The organism is Nocardioides sp. NBC_00163, assembly GCF_045206295.1.
In the GTDB taxonomy this organism is placed as follows: domain Bacteria; phylum Actinomycetota; class Actinomycetes; order Propionibacteriales; family Nocardioidaceae; genus Nocardioides.
In genome coordinates this window covers 5,023,711-5,047,565 of sequence record NZ_CP108155.1, presented here as the reverse complement: position 1 = coordinate 5,047,565, position 23,855 = coordinate 5,023,711, and the positions used below count along the sequence as shown (strand labels likewise).

The 23,855-nt window shown below is 69.0% G+C and carries 20 protein-coding genes; 9 read left to right on the top strand and 11 right to left on the bottom strand.

The window, feature by feature from the left end; genetic code table 11:
* Nucleotides 1-310: 310 nt before the first annotated feature.
* Nucleotides 311-1,150, top strand: a complete 840-nt coding sequence (locus OG801_RS24175) for a hypothetical protein (protein WP_406031697.1) — start codon at nucleotides 311-313, stop codon at nucleotides 1,148-1,150.
* A gap of 8 nt (nucleotides 1,151-1,158) precedes the next feature.
* Here OG801_RS24175 and ispG read toward each other — a convergent pair whose 3' ends face one another.
* The 6 genes from ispG to OG801_RS24145 all read right to left on the bottom strand — a co-directional run bounded on the left by ispG (nucleotide 1,159) and on the right by OG801_RS24145 (nucleotide 11,355).
* Complete coding sequence (gene ispG, locus OG801_RS24170) at nucleotides 1,159-2,313, bottom strand: flavodoxin-dependent (E)-4-hydroxy-3-methylbut-2-enyl-diphosphate synthase (RefSeq protein ID WP_355018028.1); 1,155 nt, start codon at nucleotides 2,311-2,313, stop codon at nucleotides 1,159-1,161.
* A gap of 22 nt (nucleotides 2,314-2,335) precedes the next feature.
* Nucleotides 2,336-3,694, bottom strand: coding sequence for a M50 family metallopeptidase (locus tag OG801_RS24165; RefSeq protein WP_406031696.1), 1,359 nt, complete (start codon nucleotides 3,692-3,694; stop codon nucleotides 2,336-2,338).
* The gene (gene dxr, locus OG801_RS24160; RefSeq protein ID WP_355018030.1) at nucleotides 3,691-4,815 is read right to left on the bottom strand and encodes a 1-deoxy-D-xylulose-5-phosphate reductoisomerase; all 1,125 of its coding nucleotides are present in this window, start codon (nucleotides 4,813-4,815) and stop codon (nucleotides 3,691-3,693) included. The genes OG801_RS24165 and dxr overlap by 4 nt, the downstream gene beginning before the upstream one ends.
* Nucleotides 4,816-4,865: 50 nt before the next feature.
* Entirely contained in the window at nucleotides 4,866-7,487 is a 2,622-nt protein-coding gene (locus OG801_RS24155) for a substrate-binding and vWA domain-containing protein (protein WP_406031695.1), read from the bottom strand.
* A 247-nt stretch (nucleotides 7,488-7,734) separates the two neighbouring features.
* Nucleotides 7,735-9,771 carry an acyltransferase family protein gene (locus tag OG801_RS24150; RefSeq protein ID WP_406031694.1) on the bottom strand — a complete coding sequence of 679 codons (2,037 nt, stop codon included), beginning with the start codon at nucleotides 9,769-9,771 and terminating at the stop codon, nucleotides 7,735-7,737.
* Nucleotides 9,772-9,912: 141 nt separating this feature from the next.
* Nucleotides 9,913-11,355 carry a gamma-aminobutyraldehyde dehydrogenase gene (locus OG801_RS24145; RefSeq protein WP_406031693.1) on the bottom strand — a complete coding sequence of 481 codons (1,443 nt, stop codon included), beginning with the start codon at nucleotides 11,353-11,355 and terminating at the stop codon, nucleotides 9,913-9,915.
* A 117-nt stretch (nucleotides 11,356-11,472) separates the two neighbouring features.
* On the opposite strand from OG801_RS24145, the gene OG801_RS24140 reads away from it, so the two are divergent.
* A complete protein-coding gene (locus tag OG801_RS24140) occupies nucleotides 11,473-12,861 on the top strand; it encodes an aspartate aminotransferase family protein (RefSeq protein ID WP_406031692.1) in 1,389 nt (462 codons plus the stop codon).
* Here OG801_RS24140 and OG801_RS24135 read toward each other — a convergent pair.
* Nucleotides 12,848-14,275: an amidase gene (locus OG801_RS24135; RefSeq protein WP_406031691.1), complete on the bottom strand. Its 1,428-nt coding sequence runs from the start codon at nucleotides 14,273-14,275 to the stop codon at nucleotides 12,848-12,850. The two genes, OG801_RS24140 and OG801_RS24135, sit on opposite strands and share 14 nt — an antisense overlap.
* An 82-nt stretch (nucleotides 14,276-14,357) precedes the next feature.
* Between OG801_RS24135 and OG801_RS24130 the strand changes: the two genes are divergently transcribed.
* Nucleotides 14,358-15,002 carry a TetR/AcrR family transcriptional regulator gene (locus tag OG801_RS24130; protein ID WP_406031690.1) on the top strand — a complete coding sequence of 215 codons (645 nt, stop codon included), beginning with the start codon at nucleotides 14,358-14,360 and terminating at the stop codon, nucleotides 15,000-15,002.
* On the opposite strand, the gene OG801_RS24125 is transcribed toward OG801_RS24130, so the two are convergent.
* Nucleotides 14,973-15,587 (bottom strand): hypothetical protein, encoded by a 615-nt coding sequence (locus OG801_RS24125; RefSeq protein WP_355018037.1) that lies wholly within the window; start codon nucleotides 15,585-15,587, stop codon nucleotides 14,973-14,975. The genes OG801_RS24130 and OG801_RS24125 overlap by 30 nt on opposite strands.
* A gap of 17 nt (nucleotides 15,588-15,604) precedes the next feature.
* On the opposite strand from OG801_RS24125, the gene OG801_RS24120 reads away from it, so the two are divergent.
* Nucleotides 15,605-15,778, top strand: a complete 174-nt coding sequence (locus tag OG801_RS24120; protein WP_355018038.1) for a hypothetical protein — start codon at nucleotides 15,605-15,607, stop codon at nucleotides 15,776-15,778.
* Between the two features lie 118 nt (nucleotides 15,779-15,896).
* On the opposite strand, the gene OG801_RS24115 is transcribed toward OG801_RS24120, so the two are convergent.
* Complete coding sequence (locus OG801_RS24115) at nucleotides 15,897-17,285, bottom strand: NAD(P)/FAD-dependent oxidoreductase (RefSeq protein ID WP_406031689.1); 1,389 nt, start codon at nucleotides 17,283-17,285, stop codon at nucleotides 15,897-15,899.
* Between the two features lie 124 nt (nucleotides 17,286-17,409).
* Here OG801_RS24115 and OG801_RS24110 point away from each other — a divergent pair, with 124 nt between their 5' ends.
* From OG801_RS24110 to OG801_RS24095, 4 genes are all read left to right on the top strand, one after another.
* Entirely contained in the window at nucleotides 17,410-17,883 is a 474-nt protein-coding gene (locus OG801_RS24110) for an Lrp/AsnC family transcriptional regulator (protein WP_008363265.1), read from the top strand.
* Nucleotides 17,880-19,259: an NAD(P)/FAD-dependent oxidoreductase gene (locus tag OG801_RS24105; protein ID WP_406031688.1), complete on the top strand. Its 1,380-nt coding sequence runs from the start codon at nucleotides 17,880-17,882 to the stop codon at nucleotides 19,257-19,259. The genes OG801_RS24110 and OG801_RS24105 overlap by 4 nt, the downstream gene beginning before the upstream one ends.
* Before the next feature lie 55 nt (nucleotides 19,260-19,314).
* The gene (locus OG801_RS24100) at nucleotides 19,315-20,628 is read left to right on the top strand and encodes a hypothetical protein (RefSeq protein WP_406031687.1); all 1,314 of its coding nucleotides are present in this window, start codon (nucleotides 19,315-19,317) and stop codon (nucleotides 20,626-20,628) included.
* Nucleotides 20,629-20,779: 151 nt separating this feature from the next.
* Nucleotides 20,780-21,652, top strand: a complete 873-nt coding sequence (locus OG801_RS24095) for a serine protein kinase RIO (protein WP_406031686.1) — start codon at nucleotides 20,780-20,782, stop codon at nucleotides 21,650-21,652.
* A 60-nt stretch (nucleotides 21,653-21,712) separates the two neighbouring features.
* Here OG801_RS24095 and OG801_RS24090 read toward each other — a convergent pair whose 3' ends face one another.
* A complete protein-coding gene (locus tag OG801_RS24090; protein WP_406031685.1) occupies nucleotides 21,713-22,303 on the bottom strand; it encodes a hypothetical protein in 591 nt (196 codons plus the stop codon).
* Nucleotides 22,304-22,897 (bottom strand): TetR/AcrR family transcriptional regulator, encoded by a 594-nt coding sequence (locus OG801_RS24085; RefSeq protein WP_357360784.1) that lies wholly within the window; start codon nucleotides 22,895-22,897, stop codon nucleotides 22,304-22,306.
* Between the two features lie 71 nt (nucleotides 22,898-22,968).
* Here OG801_RS24085 and OG801_RS24080 point away from each other — a divergent pair, with 71 nt between their 5' ends.
* Nucleotides 22,969-23,847, top strand: coding sequence for an oxidoreductase (locus OG801_RS24080; protein WP_406031684.1), 879 nt, complete (start codon nucleotides 22,969-22,971; stop codon nucleotides 23,845-23,847).
* Nucleotides 23,848-23,855: the final 8 nt, after the last annotated feature.

Here is a 23,855-nt window from a genome sequence, read left to right as displayed (position 1 = left end):
AGCATAAGGGGAAAGGCCCGGCCCGAATGGACCGGGCCTTTTCAGTGAACCGGACACGCTGTCCGGAGACTGGCGATACATTTGCGGGACTCCAGCAGGACCCGCGCAGGACTGATCCAGGACCGGAACTGAACCGACCAGGTCCGACCGGGAGGACGAGATGGCTGAGGAGCCCGACGCCCCCGCCGCTCTCAACCGGGACCTACGTACCTGGGTGCGGAACTGGACAGGCCAAGGGATCGGGCAGATCGCGAAGCGCGCAAACATCAGCCACAGTCGCGCGTACGCCGCAACGGCCGAATCGAACCTCGTGCCACGTGACCTCCTGCGTGCCGTCGTGCGTGCCGCCGCACCGCCTTCGTTGAACGACGGACAGCGCCAAGCTTGGATCGGCGAATGGGCTCAGGAATGGGACCGACGTTGGGAGGCTGCCGAGGCAGCCACGCGCGGTGAGCAGCCTCGACCACGCCCACCGGCACCGGTCATCGAGCACGCATCGGCTCCGCCGGCCGTCCCGAACACGATCGGCCGCCTTGCGCCGGAGATCGCCCTGGCCGCGTTGGCCCCGATCACGGACGACGCAGTGCGGGAGATCGCATCCAGGCACGTGTACATCGCGCGGGAGCCGGTCCTGATCGGCCATCATGAGCAAACCTCCATCGGGGTCTACCTCGACCTGCACACCGCATCGTGCGATCCACGGAACCGAGAGACCCTCGCCCAGTTCCTCGCTGGACAGGTCGAGCACGCGGTCGGCCGGCTCGAGGCCGCAAAGACGGTCATCGCCACCCCGCGGGAGGGCAACACACTGGTCACCAGCCGAGTTGCCGAACTGTGCGGCGTTCCGTTCTTGATGGTGCGCACCTTCAGTCGGCCACGTTTCGGGTTCCCGGTCGAGGGCACCTTCACCGAGGGGCACGAGGCACTGCTCGTCGACGACCTTGTCATGGGCACGCTGATTCCCCGCACTGCCAACCTGCTGCGGACGCACGCGGGTCTCGCAACCCGGCGCTGCGTCAGCATCTTCGAGCGTGCCGACGTCGGCGCACGCGGCACCGTCGCTGACGCGGACGTCCGTCTCGACGCGGCGTACGTCATCGACGACGGCTTGATCGCTGCGCTTCGGCGTACCTTCGATCAGTACGACTAGCTGGTTGATCAGCCGCTGACCGAGACCTGCGCGCCAGCGCCCTCGACAGGCTCCATGCCCTCGGCGATCTTCATCGCCTCCTCGATCAGGGTCTCGACGATGGCGGCCTCGGGGACGGTCTTGATGACCTCGCCCTTGACGAAGATCTGGCCCTTGCCGTTGCCGGAGGCGACGCCGAGGTCGGCCTCGCGGGCCTCACCGGGGCCGTTGACGACGCAGCCCATGACCGCGACGCGCAGCGGGACCTCGAGGCCGTCGAGACCCGCGGTGACCTGCTCGGCGAGCGTGTAGACGTCCACCTGGGCGCGGCCGCAGGACGGGCAGGAGACGATCTCGAGGCGGCGCGGCTTGAGGTTGAGCGACTCCAGGATCTGGATGCCGACCTTGACCTCCTCGACCGGCGGCGCGGAGAGCGAGACGCGGATGGTGTCTCCGATGCCCTGGCTGAGCAGGTGGCCGAAGGCGACCGAGGACTTGATCGTGCCCTGGAAGGCCGGGCCGGCCTCGGTGACGCCGAGGTGGAGCGGCCAGTCGCCGGCCTCGGCGAGCAGCTCGTAGGCGCGCACCATCACGACCGGGTCGTTGTGCTTGACCGAGATCTTGAAGTCGTTGAAGCCGTGCTCCTCGAAGAGCGAGGCCTCCCAGATCGCCGACTCGACCAGCGCTTCGGGGGTGGCCTTGCCGTACTTCTCCAGCAGCCGCTTGTCGAGCGAGCCCGCGTTGACGCCGATCCGGATCGAGGTGCCGTGGTCCTTCGCGGCCGCAGCGATCTCCTTGACCTGGTCGTCGAACTTGCGGATGTTGCCCGGGTTGACCCGGACCGCCGCGCAGCCGGCCTCGATGGCGGCGAAGACGTACTTCGGCTGGAAGTGGATGTCGGCGATCACCGGGATCTGCGACTTCTTCGCGATCGCGGGCAGCGCGTCGGCGTCGTCCTGGCTCGGGCAGGCCACCCGGACGATGTCGCAGCCCGACGCGGTGAGCTCGGCGATCTGCTGCAGCGTGGAGTTGACGTCGGAGGTGAGCGTCGTCGTCATCGACTGTACGGAGATGGGGCTCTCGCTGCCCACGCCCACCGAGCCGACCTTGATCTGGCGGGTCTTGCGGCGAGGGGCGAGCACCGGGGCGGGTGCCTCCGGCATACCGAGGGGGATCGACGTCATGTCTACCAATCTTACGGGCGGGTCAGGCTTGGAGATGAAGTGGGACGACGAGGTCGGCGACGATCAGGACAACACCCATCACCAGGAGCGCCGAGGCCACGACGTACGCCACCGGCAGCAGCTTCGCCGGGTCGGCATGGCCCGGGTCGGGCCGCCGGAAGACCTTGGCGAAGGCGCGGCGTATGCCCTCCCACAGCGCGGTCGCGATGTGACCGCCGTCGAGGGGCAGGAGCGGGACGAAGTTGAAGATGCCGATGAACAGGTTGAACCCACCGACCAGGAACGCGAAGCTGGCGACCTTCTCGCCGACGTCGAGGCCCTCGTGGGCCGCGATCTCACCGGCGATGCGGCCGCCGCCGACGATGCTGACCGGGCTGTCGGCCGAGCGCTCCTCGACACCGACGATCGCGAGCGCGACGTGCCAGACCTTGACCGGCAGCCTCAGCAGCGAGTGGACGGCGTTCTCCGCCATCACACCCATCTCCTTCAGCGCATAGACCGGCCCCTCCTTGGTGGTGACCACGTGCGACTCGGGAGACATCCCGAAGAAGCCGACCTTCGCGGTCTCCGGGTCGGCGCTGGTGTCGTCGAGGTCCTTGACCCGCTCCTGCACGACCGTCTGGGTGTGCAGCGTCATCCGCTCACCGTCGCGCTCGATGACGATGGTGGCCTCGCCGTCCATGTTGTCGCGGATCAGCTCCTGGGCGACCGCCCACGAGGTCAGCTCGGTGCCGTTGAACGAGACCAGCTCGTCGCCGGGCTTGAGTCCGGCGTCGGCGGCCGGGGTCGGCTTGTCGCTCGCGCGGCACTCGCGGCCCTGGTCCTCCCAGGTCAGCAGGCACTCCTGCAGGCTCGAGACGACCGGATGTCCCTTGTCGACGACGTTCTCGCGGACCCCGTAGATCCCGAAGACGCCCCACAGCACGAAGAACGCGATCGCGATGTTCACCGTGGGCCCGCCGGCCATCACGATGACCTTCTTCCACCACGACATCTTGTAGAACAGCCGCGGCTCGTCCTCGGGACGGATCAGCTCCCACTCGGCCGAGCGCGCGTCGCTGATCAGCTGGGTGAACATGCCGGTGTTGGACTTGCGCACCTTGAGCGCACCGTCCTCGGTGCGCTCCCCCAGCTGGTCGGCACCGGGCGGCAGCATCCCGAGGATCTTGACGTAGCCACCGAGCGGGATCGCCTTGAGGCCGTACTCGGTCTCGCCGACCTGCTTGGACCACACCGTCGGCCCGAAGCCGATGAAGTACTGGGTCACCTTCCCGCCGAACGCCTTCGCCGGGATCATGTGGCCGAGCTCGTGGAGCCCGATCGAGACCAGGATCGCGAGAATGAAGCCGATCACGGCCAAGGTGTAGAGCAAATAGCTCATGGACGGGTCTCCAGGATCCGAGTGGTCTCCTCGCGCGCCCAGGCGTCGGCGGCGAGCACGTCCTCGATGGTGAGGGTGCTTTCAGAGCGTACGCCGTGATGCCGCGCCATCACCTCCGCAATCGTGTCCACGATGCCGGGGAACGGGATCCGGCCGTCGTGGAAGGCGTCCACGCAGACCTCGTTGGCCGCGTTGTAGACCGCGGGGTGGGTGCCGCCGCGGGTGCCGGCCTCGCGGGCGAGGCGCACCGCAGGGAACGCCGAGTCGTCGAGCGGCTCGAAGCGCCAGTCGGCGGCCTTGGTCCAGTCGATCGGCGTCTCGGCGTCCGGCACCCGATCGGGCCAGGCCATCCCCATCGAGATCGGCACCAGCATCGTGGGCAGCCCGAGCTGGGCGACCACCGCGCCATCGGTGAACTCGACCATCGAGTGGATGTACTGCTGCGGATGGACGACGACCTCGATCCGGTCGAAGGGTACGTCGAAGAGCAGATGCGCCTCGATGACCTCGAGACCCTTGTTGACCAGGGTGGCGGAGTTGGTCGTGATCACCCGCCCCATCGCGAAGTTGGGGTGCTTGAGCGCCTGCGCCGGGGTGACCTGGGCGAGCTCGTCGCGGGTGCGGCCGCGGAACGGCCCTCCGGACGCGGTCAGCACCAGCTTGCGTACCTCCTCGGCGCGGCCGGCGCGCAGGCTCTGGGCGATCGCGGAGTGCTCGGAGTCGACGGGGACGATCGTTCCGCCGGAGGTCGAGCTTGTCGAGACCACCCGCTTGACCAGCGGGCCGCCGATGATCAGCGACTCCTTGTTGGCCAGGGCGAGCGTGTTGCCCGCCTCCAGCGCGGCCAAAGTCGGGCGGAGACCGACGGCGCCGGTGATCCCGTTGAGCACCACGTCGGCGGCCTGGGCGGCGGCCTCGACCGAGGCTTCCTCCCCCAGCCCGGAGAGCTTGGGCGCGAACTCGGCCACCTGTGCCTCGAACAGCTCCTTGTTGGCCCCGCCCGCGGTCAAAGCCACGACCCGGAACCGGTCCGGGTTGGCCCGCACCAGGTCGAGGGCCTGGGTGCCGATGGACCCGGTGGAGCCGAGGATCACCACGTCGCGTGGTCGCTGCTCATTCACCCGCCCATCTTCCCAGCAGAGGCTGAGAAGGCGCCAAGCGGTAGGCCCCGTCAGGAGACTTTCCCGGCAAGCCCCTGGAAGACGTCGACCAGGACGCGGTCGAGGTTGGCCACGTCCGCGGGCTCGCTCAGGTTGCGCAGCGCTCCCCCGGTCTCCTCCGTCAGCCTGCCGAGCACGCCGATGGGTGCCTGGTCCCCGATCCCGACGGCGATGACCGGGATCGCGCCTTCGCCGCCGATCTCGTCCATCAGGGCGTCGAGGCTCTGCGGCGGGTTCTGGCCACCATCGGAGAGGAGGACGATCACGGTACGGTCCGAGACCTCGGTCTCGGAGGCGTCGATCGAGGCGCTCGCGTCGCGGATCGCGTCGTACAACGGCGTCTCGCCCAAGGCCCTCAGGTCACAGATCTCGCGCTCGAGCTGCGCACGGGTCGTACTGCTCAGTGGCTTGATCTCGGTGGAGGTGTCCTTCCCGGCAGGCGGGAACCAGTCCAGGCCCACTGAGTCGCGGCCGTCCTTGAGCTCGCCGATGGCGTTGAGCGCCGCGCTCTTCGCAACCTGGAGGTACGTCGGGTTGTCGGTCGTCTCCTCGGTGCAGGCGTCGGTGAAGCCGTCGAGGCGGACACGGCGGTCCTGACCGTCGATCTGCTCCATCGAGCCCGAGGTGTCGACGGAGAGCAGCACGCGTACGGGAAGGCGTACGTTCTGCCACTGGTGCCGCCACTGGTTGACCGTCTTCGGTTCCGGCCATGGGGTCACGGTCTCGACGTCGTCGGCGTCGATCACCTCCCGGAGCTGATCGGTGACCTTCTCCGGCTCACCAGCGGCTCGGAACCCCCAGGCACGAAACTCCTTCTGCGCCTTCTTCGTCCTCAGGTAGTCGACGAAGGCCTCCGACACCGACCGTTTGGCCTCGTCGGAGTCGAGGGAGGCCATCGGGACCGCGGGGTGGTCGAACGCATAGATCGTGTCGTCCGGGCTCACCGCGACCATCCGGCGGTCATCGTCCACCGTGTCGCGGCAGGAGAAGTCGTCGGAGCCGAGCGGGTCCTGGCAGTTGTAGAGGTACGCGGTCTGCTCCTGGGCCACCACGGCATCCATCTGGGCGAGGAGGTCCGGGTTCTGGTAGACGCGGTTCATCAGCCGGGTGATGTCCTCGCCGGCCAGCTCGTCGGGCACCGAGGCGATCGCGTCGCGCAGCAGCCCGACCGCGTCCTCCTCGTCGTGGTCGGCGACCAGCGCCTCGTTGAGGGCCACCGAGGTCGCCATCCCCGAGGTCGAGCCGATCGGGTCGTCGATAGCGATCGACAACTCACCACCGGCGGCCTTGGTGAGGAGCTCGTCCCAGTCGGGCGAGCCCGAGAGCTTCTCCCGCCTCGCTGCGGGCATCAGGATCGACAGGACGGAGGAGGCGACCGAAGTCCACTCGCCGTCGTTGTCGGCCAGCTCGTCGCCGCCGTCCTCACCGAGCTCGCCCGCACCCAGGAGCTCCGGCCAGACCGACTCCGTCGGCAGCCAGAGGTCCGGCTTGCGCGCCTCGACGACCTCGCAGTCATCCGGGTCGTCGACCGCGCACTCCAGCCGGTCGTCGGGGGCCGCGGCCCAGCCGGTGGCGATCGCCTCGGCGGCGTCACCCGAGTTGACTCCGAACACCTCGACATCGGCGCACGCGCCGTCATCGCCTCGGTACTCCTCGTTGAAGTCGGTGGCCAGCTGATCGATGAGACCGTCCTTCTCGGTGCTGACCACGACGCTCAGCCTGGTCGCGTCTCCTTCGCAGGCTGCTGCCGGAACCAGACCACCACCGCCGGAGCCGAGGATCGGCTGGACCGCCGCCAGCAGGGCGATCACCGCGGCGACCGCGACCGGGACCAGCCACCCGGTGCTGCGCCACCAGGAGGCACCGCCCACCAGGGCCCGCGCCTTGTCGCGGGTCAACGGCAGGTAGCGCGGACCGCGGTCGTCGGTGCCGTCGAGCAGTCCGACGACCTTCCGGTTGCCCGTCTGCAGCAGCGGCGCACCGATCAACTCCTCGCCGGTCGCGGTCTTCTCGGCGTCGAGGTTGACGACTCGGTTGTGCTCGCCCACCGCGTGCGCACGTCCGCCGAGCTCACGGTTGCCGTCCCCGTGCCAGGCCTCGGCGACGACCAACGCGTTCTCGACGTGTCGCCGGACCAGCGAGGCACTCTTCACCTGCCGGGGCAGCTTGTCCTCGGGCATCAGGGTGAGCAGCGCATAGCCACCGGGCAGCGCGGTCACGGCGACGTCGCGAGACTCCGCCGGAAACTTCCAGTGGACCCGCACGAACATCCCGTCGGTGACCGTCGTCGCCTCGCTCGCCGCGAGGACGACGGCCGCCGAGGTCATCAGGTGGCGCTTGGTCACCGGGAACGCGTAGCCGACGAGCTCCTCAGCCTTGTCATAGACCGCTGCGGTCATCATCAGGGCCGCTGACGTGGCCGGGATGGCGCGCTTCCTCGCCGCGTCCCAGGCGAGCAGCGCGTTGAGCACGACCGCGACGACGACGCAGCCGATGCCCGCGACGACGGCGAAGATCCCGGCCTGACCTTGGAAGACGGACTGGAGGTAGGCGAGCGCTGCCATCGTCACGGCGCCCACCACCGACGTCAATGCCCACGGCTTGGCGGACGACAGGTCCGGGTGTTGCGCCATCCGAGTCTCCTAGCGGGCATCGATCCGATCGCGCGGAGTCTAGTGAAGGCTATTCGAATCGCACGGCGAAAAGAGCCCGATTGCCTGAAGGACGACAGGGCAGACGACCCAGGAAATAGCAACAGCCCCGGACTCCCCCACGGGTCCAGGGCTGCGCATGAAACGTTTTGCAACGTCTGCCCACAATTAAGCCACAAAGATGCACGCAAAGGCAAATCCCGAAATGCGCGTCCCAGTTAAATTTGCGTCAGATCAGCGGCGCGAGGATGACGCCGAGCCGCGGCGTGACGTGGCGGACCCACGACTCGGTCAGGTGCGAGCTGTCGTAATAGGTGACCTTCTCCCCCACGACCAGCGGGCAGCGGTCCTCGGCGCAAACGAACCGCTGGGTGTCGACGTACGCCGCCTTGGTGCCTTCCAGCGCCGCCTCGGTGAGCTCGTTGCTGCTGGTCTCGCGCGAGTCGCGGTCGCTGAGGCAGGAGCTCTGGTCGGCGTCGGGGGCGCTGATGCAGTCGGCGGGGTTGTGGTCGACGGCGGGTACGTCGCCGAGGACGACGACCCTGCGGGAGATCTCCCGATACGCCTTCACGGTGCTGCGAACCGCCTGCGACCACTGCTCGTCACGGTCCATCCCGTCGTATGTCTTCGGCATGAAGAGCTGGCCGCGAGCCGTCGAGACGATCGTGTCGGGGTCAAGGCGCTCGAGCTGGTCCGCAGACCAGTCGCGGAAGTCGTCGCACTCGGCCTGGGTCATCTTCTTGCCGCGGTGCTGGACCGGGTAAGGGGCGCAGCCGACCTTCACGACCGGCACGACCCGGAAGCCGTTCTCCTTGCCGAGGTCGTCGAAGGCGGTCAGCCACATACCTGCGTGGGAGTCGCCGACGACGGCGACGGTCTTCTTCGCGTCGGTGTCGCCGAGGGTGCAGTCGGCGCCGCGGGTGTCTCCGTAGTTGGCGTAGCAGTCGCCGTACGTCTTCTGCCACCGGTCCTCGGTGATCTCCTCGCCGAGCACGGCCGGCGGGATCGGGCCCCCGCGGTCGGCGATGTCGAGGGCGGCGCGGAGCTCGCGCTGCACCTGCGGCGGCCCGCCAGTCTCGGCGGCGGTGTCGGGGACCTCGTTGGCCGCGAACCACGCCTGTGCCTCGGCGGCCCGCTCCTTCTCGGCGTACGCGGCATAGCCGGTCGTCAGCCAGCCGCTGCCGACCGCCAGCACGAGCGCTGCCGGCCACAGGGCCAGCGAGCGCAGCCCGTGGGAGAGCACGGGCACCTGCTTGCGCTGGAACGGGAGCTCGATGAAGCGGTGACTCAGCACGGAGAGGAGCAGCGCGGCGGCGACCGCGACCGTCATCTCGAGCGCAGCGTTGCCGAGATGGAGGAACTCAGGGGCGAGCACGATCAGCGGCCAGTGCCACAGGTAGAGGGAGTAGGAGATGTCGCCGACGTAGCGCAGCGGGCGGATCGCGAGCAGCCTCGCGGTCGGGGCGTTGGCGCCGGAGGCGAGCAGCGCGACCGTGCCGAGGGTGGGCACCAGCGCCTGCCAGCCCGGGAACGGGGTGGCCTCGCTGAACGCGACCGTGGAGATGAGGATCGCCGCGGCTCCGCCGAGTCCGGCGGCGACGCTGGCGGCTCCCTTGAGCCGGCCGCCCCAGCAGGCCAGCAGCGCGCCGGCGGCGAGCTCGTAGGCGCGGGCCGGGGTGGAGAAGTAGGCGGCTGTCGGGTTCTCGCCGGTGGCATGGATCGACCAGGCCAGGCTCGCGACCGCGATCACCGCGGCGACGATCGTGAAGCCCTTGCGCCCGAGCTTGGGGATGAGCAGGAGCGCCAGGACCGGCCAGACGAGGTAGAACTGCTCCTCCACCGAGAGCGACCAGTAGTGCTGGAAGGGCGATGGCTCGCTGGGCTGGAAGTACTGCACCCCCTCGGCCGCGAAGTGCACGTTGGCCAGGAAGAACGCCGCCCAGGTGCCGTCAGCGGCCGCGTCGGTGAGCCGGGTGGTGGGCAGCTGCCAGGCGGCGTACGCCAGGACGACCAGGATCACGAGAGTGGCTGCCGGCAGGATCCGGCGGGCGCGGCGCGCGTAGAACTGCGGGATGCTGACCGTGCCTGATGTGTCGGCCTCGCGCAGCAGCAGGGTGGTGATCAGGAAGCCGGAGAGGACGAAGAAGACGTCGACGCCGACGAACCCGCCCTCGGTGTGCGGGACGCCCGCGTGGGCAGCGACGACCAGACCTACGGCAACGGCCCGGAGACCTTGGACATCTGTCCGCCATTGCTTGGCTGACATGTGGGGTGCACCTCGTGTGGGGGTTCGGCTGCTTCCATTGCTGGGTCCGTGTCGCGGAGGTGCGCGAAACGGCCCTCGATGCTTTCACGGACATGGTCTGTTCGCGTATCGAGGGTCGCCGGTCGACCTGTTCCTTTGGTGTCAACCTCCGAGGTAGGACATCACGTGCTTGATCCGGGTGTAGTCCTCGAACCCGTAGACGGAGAGGTCCTTGCCGTATCCGGAGTGCTTGAAGCCGCCGTGGGGCATCTCGGAGATGTAGGGGATGTGGGTGTTGATCCACACCACGCCGAAATCGAGGCGCTTGCTGACCCGCAGCGCGGTGGCGTGGTCCTTGGTCCATACGCTCGACCCGAGGCCGTAGTCGACGTCGTTGGCACATCTGAGCACCTCGGTTTCGTCGGCGAACCGCTGCACCGTGATCACCGGGCCGAAGATCTCGTGCTGGATCTGCTCGTCGTCCTGGCGCAGGCCGGCCAGGACCGTGGGCTGGTAGAAGTAGCCGTTCTCGCCGCCAACGACTCGTGCCGGCGCGCCGCCGGCTGCGATCGTGGCGTGGTCCGGGAGGCGGTCGACCATGCCCGCGACCCGGGCGAGCTGGCCGGGGTTGTTGAGCGCGCCGACATCGGTGTTGTCGGCGGGGAGGCCGACAGTGGTGTTGCGGGCCGCCTCGGCGAGAGCCGCGACGAACTCGTCGTGGATGCCCTCCTGCACCAGCACCCGGGTCGCGGCGGTGCAGTCCTGACCGGCGTTGAAGTAGCCCGCCGCGGCGATACCGGCGACCGCCTTGTCGATGTCGGCGTCGTCGAAGACGATGACCGGCGCCTTGCCGCCGAGCTCGAGGTGGACACGCTTGACGTCCTGCGCCGCGGTCGCGGCGACCTCCATCCCGGCGCGCACCGAGCCTGTGATGGCGACCATCTGGGGCGTCTTGTGCCGGATCAGCGCGCGCCCGGTGTCGCGGTCGCCGGTGACGAGGTTGAGCACGCCCGGCGGCAGGAACTCCTGGGCGATCTCGGCCAGGAGCGCGGAGCTGGCCGGGGTGGTGTCGGAGGGCTTGAGCACGACCGTGTTGCCGGCAGCCAGCGCCGGGGCGATCTTCCACGACATCATCGCGAGCGGGTAGTTCCACGGCGTGACCTGCCCGATCACGCCGATCGGCTCGCGGCGGATCCAGGAGGTGTGGTCCTGTAGGTATTCGCCTGCGCTCTTCCCCTCCAGGGTCCGCGCCGCGCCCGCGAAGAAGCGGAAGTGGTCGATCGTCGGCGGCAGTTCCTCCTCCAGGGTCAGCTGGAACGGCTTACCCGTGTCCTTGACCTCCACGGCAGTCAGCTCCGCGGCCCGGGCCTCCATTGCATCGGCGAGCCGGAGCAGCGCCAGGCTGCGCTCCTGGGGTGTGGTCTCGCCCCAGGTCGCGAAGGCCGATGCGGCCGCGGCGTACGCCTGGTCGACGTCGGCCTCCCCCGACATCGCGGCCTGCGCGTAGACCTCGCCGGTGGCGGGGTCTACGACGTCGTACGTCGCGGCGTCGGCGGCCTCACGCAGCTCGCCGCCAATCACGTTCCTGAAGGTCTGGTCAGCCATGCGGTAGAGACTAACTCCTTCCCGTAACAGGGATGTCACAACTGAATCCGAAGTGATAATCGCACTTTGAAACGGATTCGCTTGCGAAAGCGAGAGGCGTTGGGTGACCATTGAGTCATGACCGGCAACTACGAGCAGCTGCAGCGCGACGCCAAGGACCATCTCTGGATGCACTTCACGCGGCATTCGAGCTATGCAGAGGCCGACGTGCCGATCATCGCCAGGGGTGAGGGCGCCTACATCTACGACATCGAGGGCAACCGCTACCTCGACGGTCTCGCGGGGCTCTTCGTCTCCCAGGTCGGCCACGGGCGCGCGGAGCTCGCCGACGCCGGCGCGGAGCAGGCCAAGCAGCTGGCCTTCCACCCGCTGTGGTCCTACGCGCACGAGCCGGCGATCGAGCTGGCCGCGCGGCTGGCCTCACTCGCCCCCGGCGACCTGAACCGGGTCTTCTTCACCAACTCCGGCTCCGAGGCCGTCGAGACCGCGTGGAAGCTCGCCAAGAACTACTTCAAGCTCAAGGGAAAGCCGGGCAAGCACAAGGTGATCGGGCGCAACATCGCCTACCACGGCACCACCCACGGGGCGCTGTCGATCACCGGCCTCGCCGACATCAAGGCGCCGTTCGAGCCGCTGGTCCCCTCGACCTTCCGGGTGCCGAACACCAACATCTACCGCGCCTCGGAGATCACCGGCGGGCTGATGGACGGGAGCGACCCGGAGGCGTTCGGACGCTGGTGCGCCGACCAGATCGAGGTCGTGATCCGCGCCGAGGGGCCCGACACCGTCGCCGCGGTCTTCCTGGAACCGGTGCAGAACTCGGGCGGCTGCTTCCCGCCTCCCCCTGGCTACTTCCAGCGGGTGCGGGAGATCTGCGACGAGTACGACGTGCTGCTCGTCTCCGACGAGGTCATCTGCGCCTACGGGCGGCTGGGCACGATGTTCGGCTGCGAGCGGTTCGACTACGTGCCCGACATGATCACCACGGCCAAGGGGCTGACCTCGGGGTACGCGCCCCTGGGTGCCACGATCATCTCCGACCGGCTGATGGAGCCGTTCCTGACCGGTGAGGAGACCTTCTACCACGGCTACACCTTCGGCGGTCACCCCGTCTCCACCGCGGTGGCGATGGCCAACCTCGACCTCTTCGAGGCCGAGGACCTGCTCGGCAACGTACGCCGCAACGAGGACGCCTTCCTGGCCACGCTGTCGAAGCTGAAGGACCTGCCGGTCGTCGGCGACGTACGCGGCACCGGCTACTTCTACGGCATCGAGCTGGTCAAGGACCGCGCGACCAAGGAGACCTTCACCGAGGAGGAGTGCGAGCGGATCCTCTACGGGTTCGTCTCCAAGGCGCTGTGGTCCGAGGGCCTCTACTGCCGCGCCGACGACCGCGGCGAGCCGGTCATCCAGCTCTCCCCGCCCCTCACCGTGGGCCAGGCCGAGTTCGACGAGATGGAGCAGATCCTGCGCCGGGTGCTGGAGAAGGCCTCTACGATGCTGTGATCTGCCCGTCGTGGATCCGGGGCCACGGCGACTGCTCCTCGAGGGCATAGGCGAGCTCGAGAAGCGTCCGCTCGTCGCCGTACGCCGCGGAGAGCTGGACCCCGATCGGCAGCCCCTCCTCGCTGAGCCCCATCGGCAGCGAGATCGCCGGCGCACCGGTGATGTTCTGCAGCGGGGTGAACGCGACATGGCGAACGAGCCGGTCGACGAGGTCCTCGAACGGCACGTTCGGGGACAGATGACCCAGCGGCGGGGTGACACCGGCGACGACCGGGCACAGGACCACGTCGTGATGGTCGAAGACGGAGGCGTACGCCGCCGCGGCCCGCCGCAGGCGGAGCAGTGCGGTCGGCGTCCGGCGCCAGCCGCCGGAGGCGAAGGCGTGACGCAGGCCGTCGGTGAGGCCGTCGAGGCGGCCCTGGTCGAGCGTCCGGTCGATGGTCAGGCGGCCCAGGTTGCCGGCGAGGAAGGCGAGCAGACCCCAGTAGCTGAGGAAGTCGTCGCCGAAGCGCGCGTCGACGGGGATCGGGACCGGCTCGACGCTGTGGCCCTGCTCCTCCAGCAGGGTCGCGGTGCGTTCCACGGCCGCCTTCGTCGGCGTGTCCACGACGGCATCGGTCACCGACTCCATAATCAACGCGACCCGGAGCCGCCGCCGCGCGGGGCCCTCGACGAGCCCGAGGGGCGGCAGCGCCGGGTTGCGCCAGTGCCGCTCGAGCGCGGCGTGGAAGGTCGCGGTGTCGCGGACCGTACGCGTCACCACCCCTTCGCTGACCATGTTGATCGGGAGGGTGCGGGCCATCTCGCCGTCGATGTGCCGGCCGCGGCTGGGCTTGAGCCCGACCAGTCCGGCGGCCGCGGCCGGGATCCGGATGGAGCCACCGCCGTCGTTGGCGTGCGCGAGCGGCACGGCGCCGGCGGCGACCAGCGCCGCTGCCCCGCCGGAGGATGCGCCGACGGAGTGGCGCGTGTTCCAGGGGTTGGGTGTCGGCGGCCCGCTGCGGAACTCGGTGGTCGCGTTCAGCCCGAACTCGGGCATCCGGCTCTTGCCCAGCACCGTCACCCCGGCACTGAGGAACTGGGTCGTGTAGCGCCCGTCGTGTGCGGCCGGACGCGCGCGGAACGCCTCCGACCCGTGGTTCGTCGGCATCCCGAGCAGGTCGGTGTTGTCCTTGAGCAGGGTCGGCACACCATGGAGCAGGCCGGTGTCGGCCCCCGCGCGACGGGGCGCGTCGTAGGCCTCGTACGCCATCGCGTGCAGCCCCGGGGCCACCTGTCGCAGCCGGGTGATCGCCGCCGTCTCGACCTCGGTCGCACTCAGCTCGCCGGATCGGATGAGGTGGGCGAGCTCGACGGCGTCGTGGTCGCCGAGGGCGTCGTCGGTGAAGGCGTGTACGCGGGCCGGTGCGGTCATGTCGGACAGCGTGCTGGATCGGCTCTTAAAAGTCTAGAAGATCTTCCAGACTTCTTGCCGGCTCGCGTGAAACACTCTGCCCATGAAGCGACGGCACGGTGACAGCGCCAGGCAGCGACGCGACGCCCTCGTCCACGCCACGATCGAGGTGGCCGCCGAGAAGGGCATGGCCGGGGTCACCCATCGGGCCGTGACCGAGCGCGCCGGGCTGCCGCTGGCCACCGTCGGCTACTTCTTCGACTCGATCACGGACCTGGCGGCCGAAGCGATGCGCACGGGCGTGGCCGAGGACGTCGCCCGGCTGCGTACGCTCGCCGACGAGCTCGCCGCGACGGAGTCCGGCACCGACGCGATGGCCGAGGCGTTCGCCGCGGCGCTGATGTCCCCGCCGGCCGACTCGCTCGCCTTCCTCGAAGGGTTGCTCCACGCCGCCCGCGAGCCGCAGTTCCGCCCGGTGGTGGCCGAGGCGCTCACCACCGGCCGTGCCGTCGCGGACCGCGCGGCGACCGTGGCGGGCGCGACCCGGACCGACCCCGACTCCCTGCTCGCCCTCGTGCACGGCTACCTGCTGCACGCCCTCGCGGCGCCCGACCTGGTAGACCCCGATGCCCTGCTCCGTGGGCTCCGTGCGCTCGTCATCGGCACCCTGGTCGAGAGCGGAGAGGTCTCCGTCGCCCTCCGCCTCGCCGGCCGCGGCTCAGCCGAGGACGCGTACCTCGCTACCTAGGACCGCCCCGTCCTGCAGGGTCAGGTGGTCGCCGGACCAGAAGCGACCCGGGTCGTAGTAGTTGGTCGGGCGCTCGTCGTCGAGCAGACCCATCTCCTGGTAGGTGGCAGCGACGACCTCGGCACAGAAGACCTGTTCGAGCCCGGCCTTCGAGCGCACCCTCCCCCGCGCCCAGCGTCCGGCCAGCGCGGCGGTCGAGGGGAACGGGGTGCCGTCGAGCCGGGCGATCGTCCGCAGCAGCGCGTCCTCGCGCGGGCGGTCGATGTCGGCGGTCAGCTGGCGCAGCCAGACCTGCTGCTCGTAGCGACCGGCCCACTGCTCGACCGCGGCACGCAGATCGTGGAGCTGTACGCCACGGTGGTGGGTGCCGGTATAGAGATCGAGCAGCCCCTTGCCGAGCTCGGCATGCCACATCAGCGGCGGCAGGTCATCGAGCACCACCGCCATCCCGACATGGTTGACCGGGGCGTTGCTGAGCATCCGGATCGCCCGGTCGGCGACCGAACGCCCGCGGAAGAGCCACAGATCACCGGTCCGGGTCTGGTCCACGGCGTCGGCAAGGGAGATAGTGGTGTCATCAGACATCGTGAGCAGGGGGTCCTATGAGTTTCGGCAGTGCACGCGTGTGGAAGATCGTGGGAATGGCCGGCCTGGCCGGGGTCACCGCGACAGGCGTCATCATCGCGCGCAACCACCGCCAGCGTACGCAGCGCACGCCGGAGGAGATCCATGCGAAGCTCCGCGAGCGGGTCGCGGCGGCGCAGGACGCTGCTTGAGCCCGGTGCAGGGATACCCGGTTAACCGGGTATCCCTGCACTTATCAGGCAATGCAACACCCGAGAAGCGCAGGAATTGCCTGTACACCGTGACGGATGAGGTTCGAGTGACTCGCCGCTAGGAGTCGAAGCCGAGCCCGAGCCGGTCCATCGTCCGCAGGAACAGGTCGCGGCGCCCGCCGTTGGCGTCGGCCTTCCCTAGCGAGCGGACCATCATCGAGATGCCGGCGTACCGGGCAGGCTCAGGAGGGAACGGCAGCGGCTTCGAGCGCACCATCTCCAGCGACGTACGTTCCGTCTGCTCGCCGCTGAGGAGGTCGAGCATGACCTGGGCGCCGAAACGGGTGGCTCCGACGCCGAGACCGGTGTAGCCGAGCGCGTAGGCGACGCGGCCGGCGTACGCCTTGCCGAAGAAGGCCGAGAAGCGGGTGCAGGTGTCGATGATCCCGGCCCAGCGGTGGGTGAAGCGCAGTCCCTCGAGCTGCGGGAAGGTCTCGAAGAAGTGGCCGGCCAGCTTGTCGTGGGTGGCACCGGTCTCCAGCTCCGGGGAGATCTTCGAGCCGAAGTGGTAGATCGCATCGTAGCCGCCCCACAGGATGCGGTTGTCCCTGGTCAGGCGGTAGTAGTGGAAGTGGTTGGCGGAGTCGCTGACGCCCTGCCGGTTCGCCCAGCCGATGGCGTCCATCTGTTCAGCGGAGAGTGGCTCGGTCATGAGTACGTAGTCGTAGACCGGCACGGTCATCATCCGCAGCCGCCGCAGCAGCGGCGGGAAGGCGTTGGTGGCCAATGCCACCCGCCCGGCCCGGACCGACCCCGCGATCGTCGAGACCCGCATCCCCGAACCGTCACGCTCGAGACCTGTGACCGCGGAGCCCTCGTGGATCACCACACCGGCGTCCAGACAGGCCTGCCGCAATCCCCAGGCCAGCCGCGCCGGCTCGATCGTGGCCGTGTCACCGACCACCTCCAGGCCACCGAGGTAGGTCGGCGAGCGGAGCTCGTCCCGCACCGCGGTCTCGTCCAGCAGTCGGTGCTTGATGCCGTGCTCGGTCAGCGCGGTCGACCACTCGACGAGGTCGTTGACCTCGTGCGGGCGGGTGGCGACGTTCAGCGCACCGGTGAGCTGCCAGTCGCAGTCGATGCCGTGATCCTGGACAGTCGCCGCCATCTCGTCGAGATTCTGCTGGCCGAGCCGGTCCAGTGTCGCGAGCTCGTCGGGCCAGCGCTCCAGACCGTTCCAGAAGCCATGGGTCAACGACGCCTCGGCGAAGCCGCCGTTGCGGCCCGATGCCTGGTCCCCGCACTGGCCGGCCTCCAGCAGCACCACCGACCACGACGGAAACCGCTCACGGGCCAACAGCGCTGTCCACAGCCCCGAGTATCCGCCTCCGACTACCACCAGATCCGCCGACGCCACCCCGAGCAGAGGCGGCAGCGGCGCTGGCTTCGCAGGGTCGTCCAGCCAGTAGACGGCGGGCTTCGCATCGGTCAGCGAGACATGGTTCACGACGCCCACTATGACAACTTCAGAGCCCTTCAGCCACACACAATGTACGGAATCATGGAAATTGTTCGTTACACACGACGGATTTCGTTGCATCTGGCCACGGCAAACAGGTTGACTGGGCGCCATGACCACTCGCAAGCGCAACGGGGGCGCTCACCTCGACGAGGTCAACAAGCTGATCATCGAGCAGCTCCAGCAGGACGGGCGGCGCAGCTATGCCGCGATCGGCAAGGAGGTCGGCCTGAGCGAGGCCGCGGTGCGGCAGCGCGTGCAGCGCCTCGTCGACAGCGGCGTCATGCAGGTCGTCGCCGTCACCGACCCGCTCGAGCTCGGCTTCGCGCGGCAGGCCATGATCGGCGTACGCACCTCCGGACCGATCGAGGGGATCGCCGACGAGCTCGGCAAGCTCGACGAGGTCGACTACATCGTCATCACCGCCGGCTCCTACGACCTGCTCGTGGAGGTCGTCGCCGAGAGCGACGAGGCCCTGCTCAACCTCGTCTCCAGCAAGATCCGCGCCATCGAGGGCGTGGTGAGCACCGAGACGTTCATGTACCTCCACCTGCACAAGCAGACCTACGCCTGGGGCGTCAGGTGAGCGAGTATCCCGAGATCAGCCTGTGGCACGAGACCGCCGGCGACACCTGGGAGCCGCGGCCGGCGCTGATGGGCGACATCGAGGTCGACGTCGCGATCGTGGGTGCGGGCTACACCGGCCTGTGGACGGCCTACTACCTGGCCGAGGCGAGGCCCGACCTGAAGATCGCGATCCTCGAGGCCGAGGTCGCCGGGTTCGGAGCCTCGGGCCGCAACGGCGGCTGGTGCTCGGCCCTCTTCCCCGCCTCGCTCGACAAGGTGGCCGCGGGCTCGAGCCGGGAGGCCGCTCTCGCCCAGGACCGGGCGATGCGGGCGACCGTCGACGAGGTCATCCGGGTCGCCGATGCCGAGGGCATCGAGGCCGACATCGCCAAGGGCGGCACGGTCGTCGTGGCCCGTACGCCCGCCCAGCTCGAGCGCGCCCGCGACGAGGTCGAGCACGCCCGCTCCTGGGGGCTCGGTGACGCCGAGATCTCCCTGCTGGACCAGCCCGCTGCCCAGAAGCGGCTCGCCGCGACCAGCACCCTCGGTGCGACCTACACCCCCGACTGCGCCGCACTCCACCCCGCCAAGCTCGTCCGCGGCCTGGCCCGCGCCGTCGAGGCCCGCGGCGTCACGATCTACGAGCAGACCCGGGTCACGTCGATCGGTCCGCACCAGGTGAGGACGGACAGCGACGTGGTCACCGCCGACGTCGTCGTACGCGCCACCGAGGGCTACACCCCGACGCTGGCCGGCCTCGAGCGCGAGGTCATCCCGGTGCGCTCCCTGATCATCGCCACCGAACCGCTCTCGGACCTGGTCTGGTCGAGCATCGGCCTCGAGGAGCGCGAGACGTTCTCCGACGGCCGGCACCTGCTGATCTATGGGCAGCGCACCGCGGACGACCGGCTGGTCTTCGGCGGCCGGGGCGCTCCGTACTCCTTCGGGTCGAAGATCACCCACGCGGATGCCTCCGACATGCGCACCCACCGCCGCCTGCTGGCGACCCTGATCGAGATGTTCCCGGCCGTACGCGGCCACAAGGTCACCCACCGATGGGGCGGCGTGCTCGGCATCCCGCGTGACTGGCACGCCTCGGTCGGCTACGACCCCGCCAGCGGCCTCGCGCACGCCGGCGGCTACGTCGGCGACGGCGTCGCGACCACCAACCTCGCCGGCCGTACGCTGCGCGACCTGGTCCTCGGCACCGAGTCCGATCTCGCCGCCCTCCCCTGGGTCGGTCACGTCTCACCGCGCTGGGAGCCGGAGCCGCTGCGCTGGCTCGGCGTCAACGCCGGCCTGCGCGCGATGACCATGGCCGACGCCGAGGAGACCGCCACCGGCAAGGGCTCACTGGTCGCCCGGGCCGTCGCTCCGCTCGTCGGCGGTCACTGACCCGTTCTGGGCGAGGCTTAGGCTGCGGCTGTCGTCTCGGGATCTCGGAGGAATCATGGCTGTCTCGCCCGGTGCCAAGAAGGCGCTCATCGCTGTTGGTGTATTGACCGTCGCTGGGGCGCTGCTCGTCGGGATCGGCCACTGGCGAGCCCACGATCTGGTCGCCGGCGACGTCGTGTGGCACACGGAGGTCGACCGCGCGGCCGGCGAGGCAGTTGTCGTACGCGGCCGGATCTACACCTACGAAGACGACCAGCTGATGATTCGTGACCTGGGGACCGGGAAGGTCATCGCCGAGGAACTCCAGGACGGGAACTGGGCTCACGTCGGGGATGGCGGCCACGTAGCAACTGTCGGGGTCGAGCAGATCGCGATGTACGACCGCAACGGCAAGCTGGCGTGGCAGCAGGCCACGGACGACCTCTACCATCCGATCGCCATCAGCCTCGACGGGCAGCTCGACGCCGTCGTATGCGAAGAGAAGGCGTGCTCCACGGTTCACTTCGACGCCTCGGGACAGGAGACCACTCGCACTCCGCGGCTCTCGCCGGACCTCGCTACCCCCGTGTACGTAGGCTCCGGCACCTTCGAGGACACGCACGTGCGGCGAGTCCCGACGATCGCGACCGACATCGACCCGAAGACCCACTCCGTTCGGCAGCTACGTGACGGCAAACCCTTGGGCGCTCCGATCACGCTCCTCGATGACCACACGGCGGCGCAGGTCGGTGATCTCCTCGTCGGCGTCTCTCGCGAGAACGGCACCTGCACCTTCACCGCAACCAGAGCAGGCATCCGGGCTTGGACGACCACGACGCCGTGCCCGGAGCTTGGCTTCCCCGAGGTCGACGTGTTCGCGGACCGCATCTATCTCAACAGTCGCTCCGGCGACGCCTATGACATCGTCACCACGGACCTCGAGGGCCGGCGAGCCTCCAGCTTCCGGGTCAGTACCGGACCGATCGAGGAGTCGGACAGAACCCAACTGTCGCCGACCCCGGCCGCAGTCGTGCTCACGGTGACCGACCAGATCTCGGCGTACTCCCCGACGACCGGGAAGCGCCTGTGGACCGAGGACCTGAACCGAGCGTCCCACGATGTCCTCGAGAAGACGAAGAAGGTCTACCCCGGCGTCGAGGTCAGCGGCCCGGTCATCGATCGCTTTGGGAACGACCCGCGACCGGTGGCGCAGCTCGCGGTCGGGCGGGACCTGCCGGCCTACACGCACACCTTCATCGACTCCGAGTCCGGCAAGGAGTCGGCGAAGCTCGCCGCACCGTACGGCTCTGTCGCCCACGGTCTCGAGGACGGCCGGGTCCTCGTCCTCGGGCGGGACGACGTGTGGCTCGTCTCGTCAGATCCCGAATAAACCTGTTGCGTACGCCGGTCGCGGTCCTCCACCATGGAGCGCGACCGGCGTCCTCGTCCACGAGACGCCCCTGATCGAGAGGAGCAGACCATGACTGTCGTTGTCCTGTGCCTGCCCACAGACCGCATCTCTCGTATCAGGAGCACCCGAAGTGACTCAGGAGAACATCTCCGCTGATCCTCTCCAGAGGATCGACCCGAATTTCGTCTTCGACTTCCAGGCCTACGACGACCTGGACGACGGACAACGCTGGTCCACCTGGCTCTCCGTGGAGCCGCTCTCCCGTGGACCGGAGCCTCGCCCGGACTGGGTGGTGACCTCTCAGGGCGCCATCGACACCGAGCTCGGCATCCTCAAGACCGGCAAGGAGGCCGACGCCTTCCTGGTGGTACGGGCCGACCCGCTCTTCCCGGAGCTGGAGGCGCTGATGGTCGCCAAGCGCTACCGCGACGCCGACCATCGCACCTTCCACCGGGCCGCGAGCTATACCGAGGGCCGTTCTGTCAAGCGCTCTCGTGACGAGCGCGCGCTCAAGAAGGGCTCGACCTTCGGCCGCGAGGTCGCCAAGGCCGAGTGGGCCAACGCCGAGTGGAACGCGCTCGTACGCTGCTGGAACCTCGGCCTCCCGGTCCCCTATCCGGTCCAGATCGACGGGACCGAGATCCTGATGGAGTGGATCGCGGTCGACGACGGCAACGGCGAGTTCGAGACGGCGCCGCGGCTCGCCCAGACCCGGCCGGAGCACCACGTCCTGGAGATGTGGTGGGACGGGCTCGTCGACGCACTGGCCACGATGGTGCAGGCCGGCCTGGTCCACGGTGACCTCTCGCCGTACAACATCCTGGCCCAGCAGGACCGGCTCGTGATCATCGATCTCCCCCAGATCATCGACCTGGTCGGCAACCCGCTGGGTTTCGACTTCCTGCTCCGCGACATCACCAACGTCGCGAAGTGGTTCCAGGCCCGAGGCCTGGAGGTCGACGAGCAGGAGGTCTACGCCGACCTGATGGCCCACGCCTTCTGAGCCCGCCGTGTGCTGCCAGGAGTACGCAATGACGCACTCCTGGCAGCACAGCGCGACGGTTCAGCCGCTGAAGGAGCAGACCTTGGGGGCTCCTTTGAAGAAGAGGTGCCCCAGGATCGAGTTACCGAGAAGCTGCGTACGCATCGTGACGCCCGAGGGATGCTCCAGATCGGCGGAGTCGAAGTCGCGGTTGGCACTGGAGACCATGCCGTTCAGATTCTCCCGCTTGCTGATCCGCCATCCGTGGTCGGCGAGGTAGTCGAGGATCTCGACATATCCGGCAGCTCCCACCTCGCTCACCTCATCGAAGGCAACCTCCTCGGTCGCCTCCCACACGAACCAGGCACCAACCTGGACCAGATGGTGGTCCGACTCGTCGACGCGGCACTCGTCCACCACGGCATCCTCCGGCCAGCGGAGCCCCTCAGGCGTCGGGATGGAGTTGATCTGCTCGAGGTGGGGTTCGAGCTTGTCACGCCAGACCTCGAGCGCCTTCTGGTCCGTGACGACCGCGCGCTCCGCTTGTCTGCTCTTATCCACGCTCGCCCGGATGACAAGCCCTGCGAGCAGTAGGAGGGTGCAGAGGATCGCGATGCCGATCCCCACTTCGACGAGCACGCCGCGCGCCGCCACCGCGCGAAGAAGGCGCATCTAGCGGGCCAGGCCGCGCATCAGGGTGGCAACGACGTCCTCCAGCATCCGCTGGGACTGCTCGGGCGTCACGAAACCGGAGCCGACGAAGGTGGCCAGGCCCTGGATCGCGGCCAGGACGGTGACGCCGATGACCTCGGGGTCACCGTCGACGACCTCGCCACGGGCCTGGCCCTCGGTGAGCAGGGCGGTGGGGTGGGCGAAGGCGGCGGCGACGGCCTCGGCGATCTCGGCGCCGGAGGTCTCGCTGTGCTTGCGTGCGAACATCACCGAGAGCAGTGCCGGGTTGTCGGTGGCGAACTCCAGGTAGGCCGAGGCGAAGGTCACCAGGTCATCGGTCAGCGAGCCGCGGGTGGCCAACGCAGCGTCCATCACCTCGCCCAGCCGCCGGAATCCGGCGACCGCGAGCGCGTCGAAGAGCGCGTTCTTGTCGCGGAAGTGGGCGCTCGGCGCAGCGTGGCTCACGCCCAGATCACGGGCGATGCCGCGCAGCGAGAGCGCGTCGGTGCCCGACTCGCGCAGCACCTCCTCCGCACGGCGGAGCACCGCGGCGCGCAGGTCGCCGTGGTGGTAGCGGGTCATCGTCTCGGTCATCAGGCACACCTTATCGAGATTTGACCGATATTGGCATTGTCAAGATTCTTGGCACCGCCTAGATTGGAGTCATGACCGAACAGAAGTGGACTTCCGAACGGCTGCCGTCCTTCGACGGCCGCACCGTCATCGTCACCGGCGCGACCAGCGGCCTGGGCCGCGTCGTCGCCACCCAATTGGGCGCGAAGGGCGCCCGCGTCGTCCTGGCCGTACGCAACGTCGCCGCCGGCGAGGAGGTGGCCGCGACGATCGGCGGCAGGGCCGAGGTGCGGGCGCTCGACCTGGCCGACCTCAGCTCGGTGCGGCACTTCGCCGAGGAGTGGGAGGGTGAGATCGACGTACTCATCAACAACGCCGGGATCATGATGGTGCCCAAGCGCCTCACGACCGACGGCTACGAGAGCCAGTTCGCCACCAACCACCTGGGACACTTCGCGCTCACCAACCTGCTGCTCCCCCACATCACGGACCGCGTCGTGACGGTCGCCTCCTCGGCTCACCGCTGGGGCGGCTTCGACCTCGACGACCTCAACTGGGAGCGGCGCGACTACCGGACGGAGCGGGCCTACGGGCAGTCGAAGATCTCCAACCTGCTCTTCACCCTCGAGCTCCAGCGGCGTCTGGAGGGCACCGGGCTCCGCGCGTACGCCGCCCACCCGGGCTACGCCGCGACCAACCTGCAGGGCCACACCGGCAACCTGGTCAAGCACGCTCTCATGGCTATCGGCAACCGGGTCGTCGCGCAGTCCGCGGAGGCGGGCGCCCTCCCGACCCTGTACGCAGCCAGCCAGGACCTGCCGTCGGGAAGCTACGTCGGACCGGACGGGCTCGGCGAGTACCGCGGCAGCCCGACGCTCGTCGGCCGCACCGCGGTCGCCTCCGACCCCGAGCTCGCCCGCAAGCTGTGGACCGAATCCGAGAGCCTGACCGGAGTCTCCTGGCCACTGTGAGTCGGTAG